Here is a 22,073-nt window from a genome sequence, read left to right on the forward strand (position 1 = left end):
CCATCTAATATCGCGCCACTATTTTGATGTCATTCCGTATCGAGGGATCGAACATGTACCCACCCGCCCTCGTGGCGAGGTTGTGCGCAGCTTTGCTGTGCCTGTCTCCACTTCAGATTGCCTTCGCTGCACCCACTCCCGGTGAAACCGACCTGATCCGCGATCGCCAGAATCGCTTGCTCGAAGAGCAGCAGCGGCGTCTTGAAGACCTGAAAAATCTGCCCGGCAAAGAGGCCGGTCCGGCGCAACCAGCGGCGCCCACCGACACCCGCTGTTTCCCGATCAAGGACATCGAGCTCAAGGGCGCCGACAGTCTGTCCGACAGCGACAAAACCCGCTTGCTCAAGCCCTACATCGACCAGTGCCTCGGGGTGCCGCAACTCAACGAGCTGCTGAAAGTCATCACCGACCATTACATCGAGAAAGGCTTGGTCACCAGCCGCGCCTACCTGCCGCAGCAGGATCTGTCTGGCGGGCATCTGAAAGTGCTGGTGGTCGAAGGCAAGCTCGAAGGCATGAAAGGCGCCGAGAACAGCAAGCTTTCGGAGCGTGAACTGGCGATGGCCTTTCCCGGCAAGTCCGGCGATCTGGTCAACCTGCGCGAGATCGAGCAGATGGTCGATCAGCTCAATCGCCTGCCGTCCAATCAGGCCAAGATGGAGCTGGCGCCGGGCAAGAACGTCGGCGGCAGTGAAGTGCTGGTCACCAATACGCCGCAGAAGCCATGGCGTGCCGGACTGTCGCGCAGCAACGACGGCCAGCGCAGCACCGGTGAACAACAGTGGGGCACCACTTTCGATTGGGACAGCCCGCTGGGCCTGGCCGATCAGTTGAGCCTGCGCGGCGGTCACGACGCAATGACCGATCACCAGCACACCTCCAGCAACGCCATGCTCAATTACAACCTGCCGTGGGGCTGGTGGAACTTCAGCTACACCTACAGCCAGAGCGACTACCGCTCGCAGATCGCCGCCAACGGCTACAACTTCAAGCAGACCGGCGACAGCGAAAACCATCAATTGCGCGCCGAGCGGGTGATCCATCGCGACTCGGTGAGCAAGACTTCGCTCAGCGCCGGCCTGTCCTACCTGCGCACCAACAACTACATCGAAGACAGCAAGCTCAAGCTGAGCAGCAACCGCATCAGCGAAGCGCAGTTCGGTTTCAACCACGGTCGCCGCATCGGCAGCGCCTTCGTCAACTTCGACGCCGGCATGCAGGAAGGCATCGGCGCGTTCGACGCGCAGGGCAGCCACGATCCAGGCCCGGGCGAACCGGACGCACGCTACCGCAAATACACCGCAACCCTGAGCTACCTGCAACCGTTCAAGGTGTGGGGCGAATCCTTCACCTTCAGTAGCCTGATGACTGGCCAGCGCAGCGAAGACGTGCTGTTCAGTTCACAACGCACCAGCCTCGGCGGGCTGTCGTCGATCCGTGGCTACAAGGATCAGTCGTTGTCCGGCGACAGCGGCGGCTACTGGCGCAACGACCTGCGCTGGAGCCGTCCGATCAACGTCGAATGGCTGCGCCCGGTGTTCGCTGAATACGGCACCAGCCTCGGTTACGACCAGGGCGTGATTCGTGGCGATCGTTACAACGGTGATCAGCACGGACGCATGTCGAGCAACTCGCTGGAACTGTTCGCCCGTGGTCAACACGTGGCTGCCAGCGTGACCTTTGCGCATTCCCTCGAGCGCCCGGACGTGCTGACCGAGCGCGAAGCGCCGATCTATTTCCGCCTCGACTTTTTCATCTAATTCAAATTCTTCGAGACCATCGACATGGATGTTCGTCAGTTCGCCTTCCTTGCAGGCCAACCTTCTGCGGCCGTAAAAAACCGTGAGTCGTTTCTGGGCATGCCCAAGCGCGGGCTGGCGTTTCTGCTGGCGAACGTCATGTTCTGGCAACCGATGTGGGCGCAGGCCGACGGCATTGTCGTGGCCAACCCGAACACCGCGCTGGATCGGGCCGGCAATGGCGTGCCGATCATCAACATCGCCACGCCCAACGGCAGCGGCCTGTCGCATAACCAGTTCCACGATTACAACGTCGGCGCGCAGGGCGTCATCCTCAACAACGGCTCGGCGCAGACCTCGAACACCCAGTTGGCCGGGCACATCATCGGCAACCCGAACCTGAAAAACAGCGGCTCGGCGCAAGCCATTCTCAACGAAGTCATCAGCGGCAACCCAAGCCAGTTGCGCGGTTACACCGAAGTGGCGGGGCAGTCGGCGCGAGTGATTGTCGCCAACCCGTATGGCATCACCTGTAATGGTTGCGGCTTCATCAATGCGCCACGGGTCACGTTGACCACCGGCAAACCGGTGCTGGATGGCGCGGGGCGGCTGGATCGTTTTCAGGTTGATCAGGGTTCTGTGGCCATTGAAGGCGCCGGGCTTAACGCGACCAACGTCGACCGCTTCGAAATCATCACCCGTAGCGCCAAAATCAACGCTGAGCTCCAGGCGCAGAACCTGACCATCGTTGCCGGGCGCAACGACGTCAACGCACAGACCCTGAATGCCACGGCCCGTGCCGATGACGGCAGCGCCAAACCGCAACTGGCGATTGACTCCTCGGCGCTGGGCGGGATGTATGCCGGGGCGATCAAACTGGTTGGCACCGAGGCCGGGGTCGGGGTGAAACTGGCGGGCAACCTGGCTGCCAGTGGTGGCGATATCCAGATCGATGCCAACGGCCAGTTGACCCTGGCGCAGACCTCGGCAGCCACTGCTGTGAACATCAAAGCCAACAGCCTTAGTGCCCAAGGTCCGGTCTACGCTGGCACCGCTCTGAACGTGCAAACCCAAGGCGATCTGAGCAACCAGCAAAACCTCGCTGCACGCGACAGCATCAGCCTCAGCGCCGGTGGAACCCTGAGCAACAACGGCATCATTGAAGCCGGGGTCAACGCCGACAACAGCCGTAACAGCGCTGGCGACGTGAACCTGAGTGCGCAGAACCTCAACAACAGCGGCAAAAGCGTGATCGCCAGTCGCAACCTGACGGCGACCGTCGCGCAAACCCTGAGCAACCAGGGCGGTACGTTGAGCGCCCAGCAGGATACGCGCCTCACGGCCACCACTCTGGACAATCAGAACAAGGGCAGCGTCCTCGGCAACTCGACGGTGCAGTTGAACGCCAGCAAGGTCATCAACACCCAGGGCGTGATCAGCAGCAACGGCAGCCTCGGCGCCGATCTCGGCGATCTGAATAATCACGATGGCGAGATATCCAGCGCCGGCACCACCCGTATCAACGCCATCACGCTGGACAACAGCGACAGCCAGGTGACGGGTGACGTAGCGCTGAACATCGGTTTGATCGGTGCGCTGAACAACCGCAACGGTTTGTTGGGTTCGGGGGTGAATGTCAGCATCACCGCCGCCAGCCTCGACAACAGCCAGCAAGGCAGCCTCGTCAGCGACGGCAGTCTGACCGCGCGCATCACTGGCTTGTTCGATAACCAGAACGGTGAGCTGAGCGCCAAAGGTGCAGTCGATGTCCAGAGTGGCAGCCTCGACAACCGTGGCGGCAGCGTGGTTGGCAAGGATCGCCTGACCTTGCGCAGCGATTCCGTGGACAACCGCGGCGGTAAAGTTCGCGCGACCAAAGACCTGCAACTCAGCGTTGGCGCACTCGACAACCGCGACAAAGGTCTGCTCGATGGTCAGGCCGCCGTCAACTACAGCGGCACGCAACTGGATAACCGTGGCGGTTTGCTCAGTGCGGCAGGGCCGATGATTCTCGGTGTGACGCGCATCGATAACAGCGCCGGGCGTATCTCAAGCAAAGCCGATCTGAACGCCAACGTGACGCAATTGGTTAACCAGGGTGGTGAATTGGTCGCCCAAGGTTCGTTGTTGCTCAGTGGCCAGTCGCTCGACAACCGTAAGGCCGGTCTGGTCGGTACCACAAAAGCGCTGAAACTCACGGTCGGCGAGATCGACAACCGCGGCGGTGAAATCTCCAGCACCGTCGATGTGAACGTCATCGGTCAAAGCCTGAACAACAGTGACAGCGGCAAAGTCCTCGCCGGAACCACCCTTGGCCTGACTGTGGCCCGGGTCATCAATCAGACCCTCGGACAACTGTTCAGTGTGGGTACCTCGACGCTGATCGGGCAGAGTCTGGACAACAGCGGCGGTAATTTCGTTACCCGACAGGGCAATCTGGATATTCGTCTCGACAACGCCTTGAGCAATATCGAGGGTCTGATCAGCAGCGAAGGGAAGCTGACTGTAAACGCGGGCAGTCTCGATAACACACGCGGTCACTTGTCGAGCGCCGGCGCGCTGGCGCTGACCACCACGGGTAGCCTGAACAATCAGGCGGGCTCAATTGCCACTGACAGCGGGCTGATCCTGACTTCGCAGAGTCTGGACAACAGTCAGGGCGGCTTGATCAGCGCCAAGAAAGCCACCGCGCTGACCACCGGTGCCTTCAACAACGCCTCCGGCGGCAGCCTGGTCAGCGGTGACGCCCTCACGCTCAACGCCGGCGCAGTGAGCAACGGCATCGGCAGCCGCATCGCCAGCGACAAAGCCCTGACCGCAACGGTCACCGGCTTCGATCAGCAGGGCGGTCAACTGTTCAGCAAAACCTCCCTGAGCCTTGACCTCAACCACGGCCAATTGAACAACCGCAACGGCCTGATCAATTCGCCGCTGCTGGTGCTGAAAAACCTCAAGGACATCGACAACCAGGGCGGTGAAATCTCCAGCGCCCAGGCCTTCACCCTGACCGCGCAAAACCTCGATAACAGCAACAACGGCAAGTTGATCAGCAATCAGGACCTGACCCTGCGCATCGAGCAACTGCTGGCCAGCGTCAAGGGCCTGATTTCCGCGCAGAGCGTGGATGCCAAAAGCGCTCGCCTGGACAACAGCGGCGGCCTGATCACCAGCCGTGGCACCCTCGGGGTGACGGTGGACGGCCAACTGGTCAACCAAGGCGGTACGCTGATCGCTGATGATGAACTGAATCTGAAAGCCGACAGCGTCGACAACAGCGAAGGGCATATCGCCGGCAAAGCCGACGTTATCGCTAACGTCGCGACCCTCGATAACCTGCACGGTGAACTGGTGGCAACCGCCGGGCTGAAGCTCACCGGCAACAGCCTCGACAACCGTAACGGCGGTCTCGTCGGGGCGAATCAGGCGCTGCAACTGACGGTCGATGCCGTCGACAACCGTGGCGGCGAGCTGTCCAGCCAGGCTGACGTAACGCTGGTCGGCAGTCGTCTGGACAACAGCGACGGCGGCAAGCTGATTGCGCAGGGTGCGTTGAGCCTGACCGTTGATGAAGTGCTCAACCGTGCCAAGGGGCTGATTTCGGGTAAAACCGACCTGACCCTGACCGGCCGCAGCCTCGACAGCACTGCGGGTGCGCTCCTGAGCCAGAGCAACCTGAAGCTCGACCTGAGCGGTGACCTGAAAAACAGTCAGGGCCTGATCAGCGCCGAGGGCAGCCTTGGCGTGACAGCGGCGAGTCTGACCAACAATCTCGGCAGCCTGTCGGTTGCCGGGCCGTTGACATTGAACACCACCGGCGTGGTGCTCAACCGCGGTGGTCAGATCGTCACCGACGCCAGCTTCAATCTCAGCAGTGCCAGCCTCGACAACAGCAACGGGGGTAGCCTCAGCGCCAAAGGCGCGGTAGTGGTGCACACCGGTACGCTGGATAACAGCCACAACGGCAAGTTGAACAGTGGCGATACGCTGGACCTGAAGGCGACCCAACTGACCAACCAGGATGGCGGTCGTATTGTCAGCGTTGCTGCGCTGACCGCGAACGTCACCGGTCTCGATCAGCAGGGCGGCCAGTTGTTCAGCAACATGTCGCTGGACCTGGACCTCAATCACGGTCAACTGAACAACCAGAACGGCCTGATCGGCGCGCCGTTGCTAATGCTCAAGAACCTTGAGGACGTCAACAACGACGGCGGTGAGATCTCCAGCACCCAGGCGTTCACAGTGACGGCGCGCAGCCTCGACAACAGCAACGGCAAATTGCTCAGCAACCAGGCCGTGACGCTGCGCATCGACCAGGCGCTGACCAACATCAAAGGCCTGATTGCCGCGGCTGCGCTGGATGTCAAAGCGGCCAGCCTCGACAACAGCGGCGGCACACTGACCAGCCGTTCGAATCTGGACCTTAACCTCGACGGCCCGCTCACCAACCAGAACTTGGGGCTGATCAATGCCACCACTGGCCTGACTGTCAACAGCAATGGCTTGAACAACCAGAACGGCTCGCTGCTGGGCAGTGCCATCGCCATTGATTTCGGCGCGGCCGCTGCTGATCTGAACAACGACGGCGGCCTGATCACCACTGAAGGCCAGTTGAGCATTCAGCACCTGCGTGACCTCACCAACCGCAGCGGCGAAATCTCCAGCAGCCAGAGCATCGGCCTTAAAACCCGGGCCATCGATAACAGCGGCGGCAAACTGATCAGCAGCAACCTGCTGAGCCTCACGGGCAGCCAACTGCACAACCAGAACGGTCTGATCTCCGGTTGGCAAGGTCTGGACGTCAATGCCCAGAGCCTCGACAACCGCAACAGCGGCACGCTCTCCAGCAAAAGCGGCAGCCTCGATGTGACACTGAGCGGGGACTTGCTCAACAGCGGTGCCGGTGCACTGGTCAGCCAGAAAGCCCTTAACGTCAACGCCGCGAGCCTGGATAACAGCGACAAGGGCGTGGTTTCCAGTGGTGAAGCACAGGCTCTGACCGTCGCTAGTCTTTTGAATAACGCTGCAGGTGGTTCGATCTACAGCGGTGCTACCCTGACGATGCAGGCGATGACGCTGGGCAACGCCGGCGGCAGTGTCAGTGCCAAACAGGACCTGAGCTTTGTCGGCACCACACTGGATAACACCGGTGGCATGGCGGCCAGCGATGGCGCCGTAACCCTCGACCTGCTCGGCGCATTGACCAACACCAACGGCAAGCTCGCCAGCGGTGGCGCACTGCTGCTGCAACGCGCCACACAGATCAACAATCAGGGCGGCCAACTGGCCAGTCAGGGTTTGATGACCCTGCTCAGTGGCGGCCTGGACAACCGCAATCGCGGCACCGTCGCGGCCAATGACGTGTTGACGATCACCACGCCTGGCGTCATCCAGAACAGCGCCGACGGTTTGATCTACAGCCAGAATGGCGATTTACAGATCCGGGCGGCCAGTCTGGCCAACGCCAAGGGCACTCTGCAAAGCAAGGGCGCACTGACCCTGACCACCAGCGGCGACATCGATAACCAGAGCGGCCGGATCATTGCCGATGCCGGGGACCTTACCCTCGACGCTGGCAACCTCGATAGTCGTGGCGGCGTCCTCGCCAGCCTGAAAGCTGCGTTCTCTGCGCGCCTGACCGGTGCGCTGAAGAATGGCTACGACCTGAATAACAATCGCCAGGGCGGTGTGATTCAGGCTCAACGCGTGAATCTCGTCGCACCGGGTGGACTCGATAACTACGGCGGACGCATTTCGGCGCAAAGCGGCGATGCAGTCATCACTACCGGCAACTTCGACAACCGCAATGGCGGCCTCTACGCCAAAGGCAAAATCAACGTCACCGGCAACAACTTCGACAACAGCGGCGACAACGACGGCCAGATTGCCGGCCAGCAGATCGACCTCAATCTGACCGGCGCGTTGAATAACCGCCTGGGCATCATCGAAAGCGACAGCACCCTTGCCATCAAGGCTGCTAGCCTCGATAACCAGACCGGCCAGTTGCGTGCCCTCGGCAGCGGCGGCAAAACCAGCTTCCAGATTGGCGGCCTGGTCGACAACCGCAACGGCACGCTGGAAACCGCCAACACCGACCTGACGCTCGGCACCGGCAGCTTCCTCAATACCGGCGGCAGCCTGTTGCACGTCGGCACCGGCACGTTTGATATATCCACCGCCAACCTGATGAATGCAGGGGGGGCGCTGGTAACCCGTGGCGGCCTGACGATCGGTGCTGACAGCTGGACCAACAGCAGCGTTATCCAGGCCGGGCGTCTTACCGTCAATGTCAACAGTCTGACCCAGACCGCTACCGGGCAATTGCTGGCGTCTGACAGTTTCACCGGCAATGGCGTCAATTGGCTCAACGACGGGTTGATTGCCAGTGACGGCCGGATGAATGTCGGCCTCGGTGGCGCTTATTGGGGCGCGGGGCGGCTCAGTAGCCTGGGTACTCTGAATCTGAGTGCCGCGCAGGTGAGTCTCAGCAGCGCGACATCGAGTATCGCCGGCGGCGGGGACACCACGCTTAATGTCGGTGGCCGCCTGGACAATGGCGCTCGTCTGACCTCGGCAGCCAACATGACCATCAATGCCGGAGCGGTCAACAACTTCGGCACGCTGGCTGCGGCACAAAATCTGACACTGACCAGCGGATCACTGCTCAACACCAATGCGTTGATCACCAGCGGCGGCGACATGCGCCTGCAGGTTGCGAACCTCAATAACTCCTATGGCCAACTCTACGGGCTGAGCAACGTTTACATCGGCAGGGATTCCGGAACTGGCAAAGCCGATCTGCTGGATAACTCTTCCGGTGACATCTACAGCGCTCAGAACCTGACCATCAATGCCCTGACCATCAACAACGTTCGGGCGATCCTGGAATACACCAAGCAAGAAAAAAGTTCAGTTGTCATCACGCAACTTGATTGCAATCTGGTTCCTATCGTTGGCTGTGACTTCCGTAGTGGAGGGCGGCGAAATGGCCTGTGGGAAATCGCTGAAACCGATCGTTTGAAAGTCAACGCCAGCAGTGCGGCTGCCAGCATGACCAGCGGCGGCGACATCTCGATCAATGCGTCGACGCTGAACAACACCAGTAGCACGATTGCCGCCACCGGCAACATCGTGGCCAATGCCGACACTATCAATAACACCGGTTTGCAAGAGCAGGAGATCGTCACCAAGCGCACGTACTGGAACTATGTGAAGCAGATCTTCGGGGCAGTCGCCGCAGCAGATGCGTTCAACAAGAAAAACGGTGGGACGCCGTCACCCGACGTCGAAGCGGATCTGAGCGCCTTTATCAAGTTGATGGGCGGGGGCGAGCTCACCGGCCCGGAGATTACGGTAACAGGCTCGACCAACGCCTACGATGCGGTGATTCAGGCGGGCGGCAACATCACACTCAATGCCACGCAGAAAATCAGCAACAGCGTCGAACGGCCTTACTACGCCTATGTCGCAGCCGGCCGCAACAAAACCGAAACAGGTGCGGGTAGCGCTTATTCGACACCGATTTACATCAACGCACAGCTGCCACCCGATCTGGCTCAACAGCAAGTCAACCCGTTAGCGCTGCCCGGTTTCAGTCTGCCCACCGGGCAAAACGGCTTGTTCCGTCTGAGCGGACAAGGCAACAGCACGCCGACCGCCACCGGTCCGGATAGCTGGACCATGGGTGGCGCCGCGATCAGCCCCGCCAATCGCCAGCAAACCTTGACCGATACCCAGCCAAGGAACATCCAGCTGGCAAACAATGCTCAGGCTTCAGGCAGTACGGTTGACTTGAAGACGGCTGATCACAAGGCAGGCGAAACGGGTGCGACGGCCAGCGCTCTCGACGTCAGCACACCCGCTGCCGACACCAGTGGCACGGCATTGCCTGGCCGCTCCACCGACTTCACGATCAATCGCGTACAAGGCTTGCCGGTGACCAGCAAGTCATCCAATGCACACAAGTATCTGATAGAAACCAACCCGGTATTGACTGACCTCAAGCAGTTCATGGGTTCGGATTATCTGCTGTCGAACCTTGGGTACGATCCTGACAAGAGCGCCAAGCGATTGGGCGACGGGCTCTATGAGCAGCGCCTGGTCCAGCAGGCGGTTGTGGCACGTACCGGCCAGCGCTTCATCGATGGTCAGACCACCGATGAGGGTCTGTACAAGTACCTGATGGACAACGCCATCGCCAGCAAAAATCAGCTCAATCTGGCAGTGGGAGTCAGCCTGACATCCGAACAGGTCGCGGCACTGACTCACGATATCGTCTGGATGGAAAACGCCGTGGTAAACGGCGAGCAAGTGCTTGTCCCGGTACTCTACCTGGCCAATGCCAATAATCGCCTCGCAGCTAACGGCGCGCTGATTCAAGGCAGTGATGTCACGCTCATTGCCGGCAAGGATCTGGAAAACGCCGGAACATTGCGCGCCAAAAACAACCTTTCAGCCACCGCCGACAACAATCTGGTCAACAGTGGCCTGATTGAAGCAGGCAATCGTCTTGATCTTCTCGCAGGCAATAACCTTGTAAACAAGGCTGGCGGCATTATCGCCGGGCGTGACGTCTCGCTGACTGCCACTCGTGGCGACATCATCAATGAACGCAGCGTCACCACCCATGAGAGTGGTGTTGGCGACATGAACGAGCGTTCGGACTTCATCGACAACGCTGCGCGCATCGAAGCGGCCAACGATCTGACGCTCAAGGCTGGACGAGACGTCATCAACACGGGGGGTGTTCTGAAGAGCGGCGCAGATACCACGATCAATGCCGGTCGCGATGTGAATCTGGTTTCCGCTGAAAAGGCCTTCAGTTCTCAGCGTGGACTGCATACCAACGACAACGTTACCCAGTACGGCTCAACCGTCGATGCCGGGCGTGATCTGAACATCACGGCCGGACGGGACCTTTCGGTCATCGCCAGTCAGATCGATGCCAAGCGTGACGTGTCGATGTCTGCGACCGAGAACCTGACCATCGGCTCGGCTGCTGATGAGGAGCACTCGCTGTACAAAAGCAAAAAACTCACGATGCAGGAGGACCATGTCAGCCAGGTCATGTCCGGCATCACCGCGGGTGGCGACGTCAAACTGAATGCCGGTAAAGACCTCAGCGTGATCTCCAGTCGCGTGACTGCAGGCGACGAAGCCTATCTGGTCGCGGGTGACAACCTCAACATTCTTGCAGCGCAGGACACGGACTACTCGCTGTATGACATGAAGAAAAAGGGCAGCTTCGGCAAGCTCAAAATGAAGCGGGACGAGGTCACCGACAACAAGTACATCGGCTCCGAGATCAAGTCGGGCGGCGATCTTACGCTCAAGAGCGGAGGCGATCAGCTTTATCAGGTCGCCAAACTGGACAGTGGTAACAACATCACGCTGGACAGCGGTGGAGCGATTACGTTTGAAGGGGTCAAAGACCTCCATGACGAAAGCCACACCAAGACCAACAACAATGCCGCGTGGGTGTCGTCCAAAGGTCGCGGTAATACCGATGAAACCCTGCGTCAGACCCAGATGATTGCCAAGGGCAACATCGTGATCAAGGCCGTGGATGGTCTGAAGATCGACATCAAGGATGTCAACCAGCAGTCCGTCAGCCAGACCATCGATGCGATGGTCAAGGCTGATCCGCAGTTGGCGTGGTTGAAGGATGCCGAGGCGCGTGGGGATGTTGATTGGCGGCTGGTGAAGGAGATTCACGAGTCGTTTAAGTACGAGAACTCGGGAGTTGGTCCGGCAGCACAAATCGCAATTGCGATCATGATGTCGTTCGTGATGGGCCCCGGAGGATTGGCCTTGGTCAGCGGCGGTGCCGGCGGTGTAATTGCCACCTCTCTGGCGACCACCGCCGTGACCAGCACGATCAACAACAAGGGCAACCTGGGCGCTGCTTTCAAGGAGACGTTCAGCGCTGACAGCCTCAAGAGTGCGGCCATCGCAGGCTTTACGGCCGGCGTGCTGAACTACGCGGACGCGAATTGGTTTGCGGGTGGAACCAGCAAAACAGCAAATATCCTGACCAGCAGTAATTTTACCGACGTCGCTATCCGCACGACAGGTCGGGCGATCATTTCCAGTGGCATTTCCACCACCATTGGTGGTGGAAGTTTTGGTGACAATTTTGGTGCAGCGTTGCTGGGTGAGGCGGGTAGTGTCGCCATGGCCACCGGGTTCAATTGGGTTGGTGACAACACAATCAAGTTCCCGGAAGGCAGTGTTGAGAAAGTTGTAGCGCATGCGCTGATGGGTGGCTTGCTTTCCGAGGCAATGGGCGGGGATTTTGCTACCGGTGCGGCGGCTGCCGGGTTGAACGAAGCGGCTATGAATGTTCTTGTTGATTTCGTAGGCGATAACAAAGAACTGCATCAAATGCTTTCGCAGCTTACTGGTCTAGTTGGGGCGGCAGCTGTTGGGGGGGACTTCCAACTGGGTGCCGATATCGCGGGAAATGCAACGCGGTACAACCACGATTTGCACGAGGGAGCAGCGCGGGATCTCGCGAAACAGGCATTGGGTTTCTGCAATTCAAATCCAGGTAGCTGTGACGTTGGTGTTGATGTTTCAGGACTGACAATCGAGGACGTTGTTGACGCGATGCGCGTCGAGGGCTTGCACGGTGCTGGGATTGATAGCGTGAAGCCTGAGGCGATTGCATTCTTGGATGATTTCATATTTTCAAGAATTCCCGGGTATAGAGACACCCTTTACAGCCCGACAGAGTCGGAGGCATCGAGACTCGACACCGAACAGAAGTTTACACTGGCTTTTTCGATACTCAACCTGGGCCAGGCGGTCAGAAACTTTGGTAACACTTTGCAAGGACTGGTGGGTCTTGAAGCGGGTGGCGCAGTTATCGTTAAGAATGTGGAAGAGGCTGTCGCGGGTAGCCTGCCAGAAAAAGCGGTAGAAACGATTAAAGCCCTGCCAGGCCCTCGTCAAATTGATGCGGCCTGGGGAGCCCTCAGCTATAAAAAAGGTGGCCTTATGACGGGGATTGAACACGTAATGTACCGCCATGGGCCTGATACAGGATTCTCGGAAGTTAGCAAATTCTCCAAAGGAACGTCGATGAAGGATATTTCTGCTTATGTCGACAGTGCGCTGAGATACGGTAAAGTCTCTCAAAATGGGCCAACGGGCTACGCTATTGAATACAATGTCGGAAAAGTAATTGGTACTGATAATCTAGGTAATTCGACTAGTATTTTGAAGGTTAATGTGCGCGATGGTGTGATTCATACCGCGTTTCCACTGTGAGGCTTTGATGATGAGTGAGTTGTTTCAGCGTTTTTTAATTGAGGAGCTTAATGAAAGTACTCGTGAGCTATTACGTAGAGGGATTTTAAGTGCGCAAGATCCCGGTAGTGTTATGTGTATTCGCGAGTTTAATTTTAATTTATTTGATGTTTTGATTGACTTTGAGAGGCGGGTTGTGGTAGTCCAAGACGTGCTGCTCCCAGAAACTGATCCAGGTTTAGTGATGTCGCTGGATGAATTTAGAAACTTATGTGGGATTTGAGGAAAGTGCGGGTCTCATTTATTGAGACCATCTCAAAGAGGTGAATGACCGACCCTGAGCATTAAGAAATCATACTGAGAGGCGCAAAAATAAGGAAAAGGGAAAAGGGAAAAGGGGAGTGATTTATTTTTATCTGCGCTGAATTCGCAGGTGAAAATACATCTGTCCCTGATAGATCCCTGGTGGAGAATGCCTGATCAAGGGTTGTGTGCCAGCCGACTATATTAAAACGGTAAAGAAGTAGGATTTCGCCTATATTGGTGGTAGAGCCGTTGAATAGGTTGGTGGGAAGTGGGTTGAATTAAAAGCGGCTCCAGGGGGTAGTCTAAATTCGAGCAGTGCAATCACAGCTGCTGAATCAGGCATTTTAGTAGAAAGAAAAGTTGTAAGCGGTGCAAAAGTTAGCATGGACGCGCCCAAGGGCGGTTTTGGACCTGTTTATCGGCCAGCAGATAGTGAGCAGTTTGAAAAATCCTGACTTCGTATTACGGTGCAGATAAAACTGGTAGTCGAGTCGGGAACGGTGGATTGGCTGACGCAGTACGTTATGAAAAAGCGACAGGTGACATGTTGTCCCCGGCAGGACATGAACAAAAAGCGATTGAGGTTAGCAATAGATTAAGCGATCTCATTCGTAATGCTGATAATCAGCCTCCCGGCAAGTACCCCTATAGTCAACGAGACATTGATTTTGCTAAACAGCTGGTAAAGGATATCGACAATGCTATTGGCCGATGAGTGCTTCAAATTATTTATTCAGTGGTTGATTTCTTTGCCATTTTTTTCTGTCGGGGCTTTGGAAAGGGCATTAGAAGAGTTTGGTGGGGTGGATGGTGTTATAGAAAATTCATACTACATCTCTGCATACGAGTACCTAGGATGTGCCCTGGTGCAGGAAAACTCATTTGAACTCATCCTGGAGTTTTTCCGTGATTACGAGTCGGAATTGAGCCAAAACCCTGAATGTTTGTATTATTTCATTGAGTCCATGGTCGACCACTCTGTGGTTCGCGGTGATGATCCTGCTAAATTAATCAGTACAGCCCCCGATAGCTACAAAGCTTTTTTACGTAAGCGTTTTTTGTAGGAATAAGACGGTTGCGTTGGTGCAAAAAGTACTCCTGCTTGGGACAACGCTATATCTAAAGCTGACGGAGACTTCGGGTATCTCCCACCTGTCCGACAAAACTATGTTAAAGATGTTTACGACTTGCAAGGTGCTGTGGACAAAATGCGTGCCGGCGGCGCTAGCGCAGAAGAAGTCGCAAAATATGCACGAGTAAACGGGGACAGACCACGTTTAGAAAGCACTCCGAAAATGTGGTCTATCCCCGTTAACCATCGCGCAATATCGGGGGGGGCTCATTTCAACGACGAAGCCGGGAATCACCATGACTACTAAAATTAAAATCTTAAGAACATTTGATATTTCTCTTCCCAATGAGGTATTCAACCTGCATGAAGATAAAAAACATGGTGAGTTGAAGCTATCGGCGGCTAGTCTTACGGTGTCAGAAAAGTCTTATGAAGCATCGGTAGTAGTATTGGATTTTATTTGTAAATCTGCTGTTATAAATATGCCAGAATGTGCATTCTGGCTGCTATTAGGTAATTCGGCTTGGCAACCAAACACGAGGCTTGTTAGGTACTTGGGACTATGGGGTGGTTTGAGATCACGAGGAATCGAAATGCCCCAGGGTACTCGTTCGGTAGAACGTATCGTTGAGCGTGATGGGAGGTTAAGGTTTTTTGGAGCTATGTGTTTGTCCGATTTTTCGGATCGTAAATCAATAGAAGTTCTTTTAACTGAACGATGTTCTTATATCGCTATTTTACCCAAGGATTTTGACATAGAGTTCGTCTTGGATCTTGGTTGGTGTGGCGGACTCTCTGAAGACCAGACGCTGTGTGCTTATGTAGGTGAGCGAAAAGGACTGCTGATAATGCGGGTTGGTGAATTTGATGATCCTGATAACGGATTTGTGTCAGTTGGGGAACAAGGCGTACTGAACGATCTGCTGAACTTGTGAAAGGGACGGTAAAAGTCACAGACTCGTTTTTTGGTAGGAAAGGTCACAGATCTAACCGAAAACAAGGTAAATGGGGACAGACCACGTTTAGAAAGCACTCCGAAAATGTGGTCTGTCCCCGTTGACCCGTTAACCCCCTCGTTCAACCCTATTCCTAAAGGGGATTGGGAACAGCATATTAAAAATATTAACCCGGGCGGAGTGTCGATCTTTGATAAGTTGAAGGGGTTGAAGTAATGGGTGTGACTAGGATTTTAGACTCGGAAGGTGAGCTGCTTAATATTCTTCATGACTTGAATGCACTTGAGTGGAGAAAGTATGGGCAACGTAATCCAGAGGTCTGGATCTGTGATCATTTTGAAAGAGAGGATCGTTCGAGATTTCCTCCATATATAGCTTTTCGATTTGAAAAAGAAAATGAATATGTTATCTCTATTTTGAATGAGGTGATTGGTTCATATAATGGCTTTATTTCTTGGGTGCTGACAGGTTGTGAGCGTTATGCGTCCTCTGGCATGAATTGGGTAGTTGAGCCTGCATATATTAAGGAAGTAGAGGCTAAAGCCAAATCTTTAGGGTGCTCTTCTGAAAGCTATCTTGCCAAGTATGAGCCTGAGTTTGGCTCTATTGCCTTTGAAGACTTGGTTGGGTTAACTGAGTATATTCGTAAAAAATTCTCAGAATTGAATATCTCTAGCCAATGAACTGTAGAAGTCTTGGCTTGTATTGGCACTTCCGACACCGGCCTAGCGCCGGTGTTTTTGCACCCGATCTGCACCATTTTTTCTATCTATTTACATCTTTTTTGCTCCTAGGTAAATGGGGACAAGGTAAATGGGGACAGACCACGTTTAGAAAGCACTCCGAAAATGTGGTCTGTCCCCGTTAACCCTCCGTTAACCCTTTCTCGGGCATTGACCGCAATGAGCTTACAACGGTTTATCCTCCTTCGATGGACCCTGGATTTCTGGCCAGAGAAGCGGGGATTGGCGTTGGTAAAAACGCTGTTGCTCTGCCAGGTGAGGCAGTCAAGACAGCGGAATCGATCTGGAAGGCCGTGTCATCACCTTTGGACACGATTAGTGCAATCGCTGGCGGCATAGGTGGGTTAGCGCTAGGGTTCAAGGACTGGATTAGTAGTCCGATCCCGTCGCATGCGTTGGAAAAGCAGTTTGATAAAGTAGCGACCACGTCCGCCCAAGAGTTGGGTGGTATGGCTTTTGATGCGGCCACCGGGCTTGTCACCGCCTATATTGGTGGTAGAGCCGTTGAATGGGTTGGTGGGAAGTGGGTTGGTGCAAAAGGTACTGCTAATACCGCATTGAAGCTTGGCGAAACCCAAACTATTAATGATGTAAGCATGACTCGTGTCGGGAGATGGATGTCTCCTGATGAGCTGGCACAGATGCAAAGTAGTAACAAAATTGTTCAGGGAGGCGGCGGGCAAACCTTTATCTCAACTAACGGTGCCGCTGATTTTAAGGGGGCTGCGTCTAAAGGTTCCGTCTATGTCGAGTTTGATGTTCCAAGTAGTGGATTGTTGCAGGGTGGTAAGGAAGGCTGGTATAAAATGATTGGTCCGGACGCAAGTAAATTCCAGCAGTATTTGCTTAATAAACAGGGTGGAGAACATCTACCTGAGGTAAAAAATATTACTGTGCTAGATAGTAAGTGAGAGGGGTTATGGATGCTTTTCAGTTTAATAAAGAAGTTAAGCCTCTATTGAAAGGCTACTCCGTAGAGTATTCAACATTCGCCAACGGGGATTTTGGTAATCTTGAGCGGATAGAGCTGGAAGGCTTTAATAAGCTGGCGACCGTAGAATTTTGGTCGGAAGGCTGGATAGGCATTGATATATATGACTGTGCTTGTGATGAGCAGGTCATGAATATTTTGCTTTCTCCAGAGGAAAAAGATCTTGTCCCTAAAGCATTTGAAAAGCTTCTGGATACATTAAATCGAAATAGTTAATAAGTATCTCCGGAAACCCAGGGTGCTTATTTATCTGTAGATCCCAGCCTCGATTTGACACCGGCCCTGCGCCGGTGTTGTTTTATCTGCTTACTGCAAAACCTCCCGTCCTTCGCTGCTCGCTTTAGTCGTGGCCTGAGCGATCAGGGCATCAAGCATCTGCGCAACGAATTTCTGTTGGCTCTTGGGTAGTTGGTCGATGGCCTCCAATTGCTGCTGCCATTTCGAAAGGTAAATGGGGACAGACCAAAAGGTAAATGGGGACAGACCACGTTTAGAAAGCACTCCGAAAATGTGGTCTGTCCCCGTTAACCTTAAGAGTTTAAAAATGGTAAATTGCTACAGATCGAGATTACGGTTAAGCCCGGTGTCGGCACTCGTGAGGGTACCGTTGGTGATATGTGGGATAAACTCAACGGAGTTCGCTTGCCTGGCGGAGGGCATCAGGTGAATTTTATGGATAAGATACCCCGAACCAATCCGGAGCTGTATGAAGTAAATTTCGAGTCGGTAAGGGCGCTAAAATGACAGTGCTAATAAATAAAGTTGTTACTGTTGTAGAGTTGGATGATGGGGTCGTCTTTGAGCGCTTTGTAAGTTGGGATGAGGGCACTAATTTTGAAGATGTTAAAAAATATATTCTCTATTCTGAAAAGCGCAGCGTAATAAAGCGTCGGCAGTTTTTGGTTTTAGAAGGGGGGGTGGAAGTCGATATTCCAATACTTGAGGTTCTGAATATATTGCCGGATAGAACTGGGTTTTTGGTGGTTTTTGAGAAGGAGCCCTCGAGATTCAGTGTTCCAGTAGCGCCTTGGTTTTTCAGCTATCCTGATAATGCTGCAGTATATAATTCTGACGGCTCGTTGCGTTTTCAGTTACATAATATTTATGGGCAAGATAGTTTTATAGGTGCCACGCACTCTGGTGCGATTCCCGATCATTCTGATAAGTTGGGTGTGTTAGTCGGTACAGTTGGCCATGAACCGGAATGGCTTTATTTGGTCGATCCGAATAGTCCGGAGTTAATTTTCACCGGGAAATGGATTCGTTATTAGCATCGCGGGAGGGGAAGGGGTAATGGGGATAAACCACCTTTAGTTCAATTGGCTGATGCAATGAGGTAAATGGGGGACAGACCACGTTTAGAAAGCACTCCGAAAATGTGGTCTGTCCCCGTTAACCTGCAAAGAACTATCAGTCAACGGCGCCACGAGATCTGAATGAGCAGATTTTGTGGAATAGAATGATAGAGAACCCCTCCGCTGGTCGTGATACGAAATTAGCGGGCGATAAAGACTTCTTGCGGAGTGAGGGATGTAGAAAAATGGAAGTTAGTCATCGTCTGCCAAGCGGAGAACATATAACCATTCACTACCAGTATAAGTTCGTTACCGATAAAGCATAGGATATGAAAATCACAACGCCGCAACAGCTGCCGCCTGTGCTGCAGCCCGGAAGGACTATTGAGTGATGTGGATATGATTGTTCGAGAAATTGGGCGAGAAGAACCTGTGCAGGTGTTTGGTATTTACTGGATAGATAGCGAGCGCTTTTACTGGGTCATTCCTTATGATGGTTACGATGGCCTGATGGCGCTCAGTGATAGAGAGGTCAATGTCGTTGACTCTTCTTTGTCAAGTGATCTCATCCTCTGCAAGGATGGGGAGGGAGGGGACATGATTCTGCATTGGGCAGCGGAAGATTTGATTGAAGAGCTTGTGGAGCGTGATCCACAGGCAATGGCCGAGTTCTTGGAGCGCATGAAAGGCTGATGGAAGATAAATGGGGACAAACCACGTTTAGAAGCACTCCGAAAATGTGGTCTGTCCCCGTTAACTCGCAAGGCAAGAACCCGTCCTCCCTTCTTGGAGGTTGGGCCACAGAAACTCCTATAAAATCTGTGGCAGACGTTCGAAATAAACTTGCAGTTTCTGAAGAGTTCAAATAGGGTCAATTATTCCAAGTCGAATTTACGGTGAAACCAGGTGTCGGGATTCGTGAAGGAACTGTTGGTGATATGTCGAATGCGAAAAAGGAAGCTCGCTTGCCTGGTGGTGGACATCAAGTTAACTTTATGGATAAGTCTCCCCGAACTAATCCAGAGTTGTATGAGGTTAATATGGGGTCGGTGAGGCCGTTGCAGTGAGTCTGTTGATTAGTGAAATTAGAACAAAGTGGGAATTCGATGATGGACTGCTTTTTGAGCAGTTTGTCAGCTGGAGCGGGGCATGTACCAGTTTCGAAGATACTAAAAATATAATGCTGTATGCGCAAAAGCACGCCGTCGTACGTTTTGAACGATATTTGGCCTTTGAGAACGGCGTGGAACTATGCATTCCCGTCAGTGAGATGCCTTACATTCTTGCTGATAGAACAGGGTTTTTGGTCGTCTTCAATGAGGTACCATCAAAATTTGGCATGTCTGAATTTCCTTGGTTTTTTAACTGTCCAAATAATGCGGCGATTTACAACTCTGATGGTTCCTTACGCTTCCAATTAAAAAGCGCTCATGGTGTGGGAAGCTATATTGGTGCTGTGCACTATACGTTAACGCCGGCAAACCCAAATGCGTTAGGTGTTTTGGTAGGAAGCGTAGGGCATGACCCAGAGTGGCTTTATTTGGTTGATCCAGATAGCCCGGAATTAATTTCTACAGGGAAGTGGATTCGCTATTAGTCTTAAATAAAAGAGAGGTAAATGGGGCAGACCTTGTAAAGGTAAATGGGGATAGACCACGTTTAGAAAGCACTCCGAAAATGTCCCCGTTAACCTGTCACAGATTTATTTTTACCGAAGGTTGTAATCGACAAGGTGAACGCTTTCTGGAATAAGAAATGACTCCAATAAAGGTCAAGTTTCGTTTATACCCAGTGCTGGTTCTCAAGGCGGCGGTGTTTTTTTACCTCGTCGGATTGCTTGGAAGTTTGATAGGCGCGGTTATTATCTATTGTAAACTTGGAGTTTGGGGTTTTAGTGGTGAGGACCTGTTGATTTCTTTGAGATTTTCGCTTATCTACGGTTTTTTTGGTGGAAGCGGTATCTGGATTTTCGCAAAAATGGAGGAGATCAAAAGGCGAAAGAAGGAGAAGGTTTAAGCCTTACCGATCCGCGAGCACGATCCGAGGCTTTGCGCCTGATGATGATGCCCCGTCATGCAGAGCTTTTTGGGTAAATGGGGACAGACTACGTTTAGAAAGTCCTCGGGAAATGTGGTCTGTCCCCGTTAATCTCTCAGGCGGTTCTGCATAGCTTAAGGTTGAAGTGATGAAAATTTTTAAGGGTAATATTGCTAAAGAGTCATTGAATTTATTTGCTTCGAACATCAGTTCCGGGGAGTTTTTTTCGTATGTAGGAAATCTTGTTTCGTTGGAGCAAACCATTTCTGTTCTAGGTTTGCTTTCTCCTGATTTTATTGAGTTTGAAGGCCATGTTTTTTGGTTGCCTAACGCTGAGCAGTTCGACATGCAAAAGTTTTCTTTAAAGGGGCTGGTTGAGATGGAAGCTGGCGTGTTGGAAAAAAGTGAATTGCGTAGAGACGTTGAGCGATACAGAAATAATTTTTCAATAAATCAGTTCTTTTCAAAATGGGAAGAAGCGCCGGACCGCCCCGTGTTTAAGGTCGGTCTGTCGGAAGAAGACTATCGTCTTTGTCACTTGTTTGCCGAGCAGCTCACTGGATATTGGAAACGCGCATTATCAGATTGCTTTCCAGATAAGGTGTTTCAGTTTGAAATCGCTGACGATCTTCTCGATGAATATGGCGTTTGTCTAACATTCTGGCAGTTGTAGTTGTAGTTGTAGTTGTAGTTGTAGTTGTGGTCTTCAACAATTAATGGGGCGGATCACGTTTATAAAAATACTTTGAATAAGTGTTCTGTCCCTCTAATGTGCGGTGGGTAGGTGCTTCTAGGTAATTAGAAATGAAAGCTTTTTCTTACTATGATGCGTGCCAGGAAATAAAGGGAAATGGGGACAGACCACGTTTAGAAATCACTCGGAAAATGTGGTCTGTCCCCGTTTTCCTTCCCCGTTTTTCTAAGAGTTTAATAAATGACCGTAAATGAAGTGATTTTTGATGAACTGTGGGACGGCGAAAAAAATATCTGTTTTTTTGTTCATTCTGAAAAATGCTTCTGGGTTGTGGATGAAAAAGATAATTTTACTTTGGATATAGATATTAGTCTCAGTGCCTCTCTGGAAAGTGGAGGAATTCAAAAGGAACAATATGAACAGTTTCGCCAAAACTACAGGGGAGGGCTTGCGCAGTTGACTTCGGAGAATTTTCCGAAGTATCTTGATGATTCGCGAAAGAAAATACTATCGTTGTTGGATTTGCAGGGCTTTGTTGGGGCGGATGAAACTGTCTTTGAGGCAATTGAGAGTTACTACCTGACAGGTAAAGGTTTGAGCGCCGATTTGTATAAATTGGCCAACGTTGTTAGTTCGCGCCTTCCAACTTTCTATATAAATTTTGATCGAAAGATATTTATGCATATGGATGAAGGTTGGTTTCGCGAGAAATATGTTTATGCGGATTGGATTTCTGAGTGCTATGATTTTAGTTTTCTGATTCCCGCGCATGAAAGATACTGGATAGTGGATGGCAGGGACTATTGGAAGTTACGCTTTGTATGATCGTAGGCAATTAGGTGGTTGTTAAGTTGCAAGGCTACATACCTTGGAAAGGGGTAAATGGGGACAGCCTACGTTTAGAAAGCCCTCCGAAAATTTCGTCTGACCCCATCAACCACGTTAGCCCAGACCCCGTTAACCCAATTTTTCGGGTGCGCAGGACATTTGGGA

15 protein-coding genes are annotated in these 22,073 nt (G+C 53.1%); all 15 read left to right on the forward strand.

The features are described from left to right. Positions 1-53: 53 nt before the first annotated feature. The 15 genes from KCG87_RS20445 to KCG87_RS20515 all read left to right on the forward strand — a co-directional run bounded on the left by KCG87_RS20445 (position 54) and on the right by KCG87_RS20515 (position 21,905). Entirely contained in the window at positions 54-1,760 is a 1,707-nt protein-coding gene (locus KCG87_RS20445; RefSeq protein ID WP_210558771.1) for a ShlB/FhaC/HecB family hemolysin secretion/activation protein, read from the forward strand. Between the two features lie 24 nt (positions 1,761-1,784). After that, positions 1,785-13,007 (forward strand): filamentous hemagglutinin N-terminal domain-containing protein, encoded by an 11,223-nt coding sequence (locus tag KCG87_RS20450; RefSeq protein ID WP_210558772.1) that lies wholly within the window; start codon positions 1,785-1,787, stop codon positions 13,005-13,007. 10 nt (positions 13,008-13,017) lie between these two features. Continuing rightward, positions 13,018-13,269: a hypothetical protein gene (locus KCG87_RS20455; RefSeq protein WP_210558773.1), complete on the forward strand. Its 252-nt coding sequence runs from the start codon at positions 13,018-13,020 to the stop codon at positions 13,267-13,269. A gap of 528 nt (positions 13,270-13,797) precedes the next feature. Next, on the forward strand, positions 13,798-14,007 hold the full coding sequence (locus tag KCG87_RS20460) for a hypothetical protein (protein ID WP_210558774.1): 210 nt from the start codon (positions 13,798-13,800) through the stop codon (positions 14,005-14,007). Then, a complete protein-coding gene (locus KCG87_RS20465) occupies positions 13,991-14,356 on the forward strand; it encodes a hypothetical protein (protein WP_210558775.1) in 366 nt (121 codons plus the stop codon). Before KCG87_RS20460 ends, KCG87_RS20465 begins: the two co-directional genes overlap by 17 nt. 304 nt (positions 14,357-14,660) lie before the next feature. Then, positions 14,661-15,299: a hypothetical protein gene (locus KCG87_RS20470; RefSeq protein WP_210558776.1), complete on the forward strand. Its 639-nt coding sequence runs from the start codon at positions 14,661-14,663 to the stop codon at positions 15,297-15,299. Between the two features lie 236 nt (positions 15,300-15,535). After that, entirely contained in the window at positions 15,536-16,003 is a 468-nt protein-coding gene (locus tag KCG87_RS20475; RefSeq protein ID WP_210558777.1) for a hypothetical protein, read from the forward strand. 248 nt (positions 16,004-16,251) lie between these two features. Further along, complete coding sequence (locus tag KCG87_RS20480; protein WP_210558778.1) at positions 16,252-16,974, forward strand: hypothetical protein; 723 nt, start codon at positions 16,252-16,254, stop codon at positions 16,972-16,974. Between the two features lie 8 nt (positions 16,975-16,982). After that, on the forward strand, positions 16,983-17,270 hold the full coding sequence (locus KCG87_RS20485; protein WP_096797200.1) for a hypothetical protein: 288 nt from the start codon (positions 16,983-16,985) through the stop codon (positions 17,268-17,270). 524 nt (positions 17,271-17,794) lie between these two features. Next, positions 17,795-18,325 (forward strand): hypothetical protein, encoded by a 531-nt coding sequence (locus KCG87_RS20490; RefSeq protein WP_210558779.1) that lies wholly within the window; start codon positions 17,795-17,797, stop codon positions 18,323-18,325. Between the two features lie 417 nt (positions 18,326-18,742). After that, on the forward strand, positions 18,743-19,042 hold the full coding sequence (locus KCG87_RS20495; RefSeq protein ID WP_348983757.1) for a hypothetical protein: 300 nt from the start codon (positions 18,743-18,745) through the stop codon (positions 19,040-19,042). A 370-nt stretch (positions 19,043-19,412) separates the two neighbouring features. Continuing rightward, positions 19,413-19,946 carry a hypothetical protein gene (locus KCG87_RS20500; protein WP_210558780.1) on the forward strand — a complete coding sequence of 178 codons (534 nt, stop codon included), beginning with the start codon at positions 19,413-19,415 and terminating at the stop codon, positions 19,944-19,946. Between the two features lie 158 nt (positions 19,947-20,104). Next, positions 20,105-20,365 (forward strand): hypothetical protein, encoded by a 261-nt coding sequence (locus tag KCG87_RS20505; protein ID WP_210558781.1) that lies wholly within the window; start codon positions 20,105-20,107, stop codon positions 20,363-20,365. 169 nt (positions 20,366-20,534) lie between these two features. Further along, a complete protein-coding gene (locus KCG87_RS20510) occupies positions 20,535-21,059 on the forward strand; it encodes a hypothetical protein (protein ID WP_210558782.1) in 525 nt (174 codons plus the stop codon). Between the two features lie 261 nt (positions 21,060-21,320). Next, positions 21,321-21,905, forward strand: coding sequence for a hypothetical protein (locus tag KCG87_RS20515; RefSeq protein WP_210558783.1), 585 nt, complete (start codon positions 21,321-21,323; stop codon positions 21,903-21,905). Positions 21,906-22,073 lie beyond the last annotated feature (168 nt).

Source organism: Pseudomonas sp. MWU347 (assembly GCF_017947305.1).
GTDB classification, from domain to species: Bacteria; Pseudomonadota; Gammaproteobacteria; order Pseudomonadales; family Pseudomonadaceae; genus Aquipseudomonas; species Aquipseudomonas putida_A.

Coding starts and splice junctions, on each gene's coding strand:
- KCG87_RS20445 (WP_210558771.1), top strand. CDS start 54: ATGTACCCACCCGCCCTCGTGGCGAGGTTGTGCGCAGCTTTGCTGTGC.
- KCG87_RS20450 (WP_210558772.1), top strand. CDS start 1,785: ATGGATGTTCGTCAGTTCGCCTTCCTTGCAGGCCAACCTTCTGCGGCC.
- KCG87_RS20455 (WP_210558773.1), top strand. CDS start 13,018: ATGAGTGAGTTGTTTCAGCGTTTTTTAATTGAGGAGCTTAATGAAAGT.
- KCG87_RS20465 (WP_210558775.1), top strand. CDS start 13,991: ATGCTATTGGCCGATGAGTGCTTCAAATTATTTATTCAGTGGTTGATT.
- KCG87_RS20470 (WP_210558776.1), top strand. CDS start 14,661: ATGACTACTAAAATTAAAATCTTAAGAACATTTGATATTTCTCTTCCC.
- KCG87_RS20475 (WP_210558777.1), top strand. CDS start 15,536: ATGGGTGTGACTAGGATTTTAGACTCGGAAGGTGAGCTGCTTAATATT.
- KCG87_RS20480 (WP_210558778.1), top strand. CDS start 16,252: ATGGACCCTGGATTTCTGGCCAGAGAAGCGGGGATTGGCGTTGGTAAA.
- KCG87_RS20485 (WP_096797200.1), top strand. CDS start 16,983: ATGGATGCTTTTCAGTTTAATAAAGAAGTTAAGCCTCTATTGAAAGGC.
- KCG87_RS20490 (WP_210558779.1), top strand. CDS start 17,795: ATGACAGTGCTAATAAATAAAGTTGTTACTGTTGTAGAGTTGGATGAT.
- KCG87_RS20505 (WP_210558781.1), top strand. CDS start 20,105: ATGACTCCAATAAAGGTCAAGTTTCGTTTATACCCAGTGCTGGTTCTC.
- KCG87_RS20510 (WP_210558782.1), top strand. CDS start 20,535: ATGAAAATTTTTAAGGGTAATATTGCTAAAGAGTCATTGAATTTATTT.
- KCG87_RS20515 (WP_210558783.1), top strand. CDS start 21,321: ATGACCGTAAATGAAGTGATTTTTGATGAACTGTGGGACGGCGAAAAA.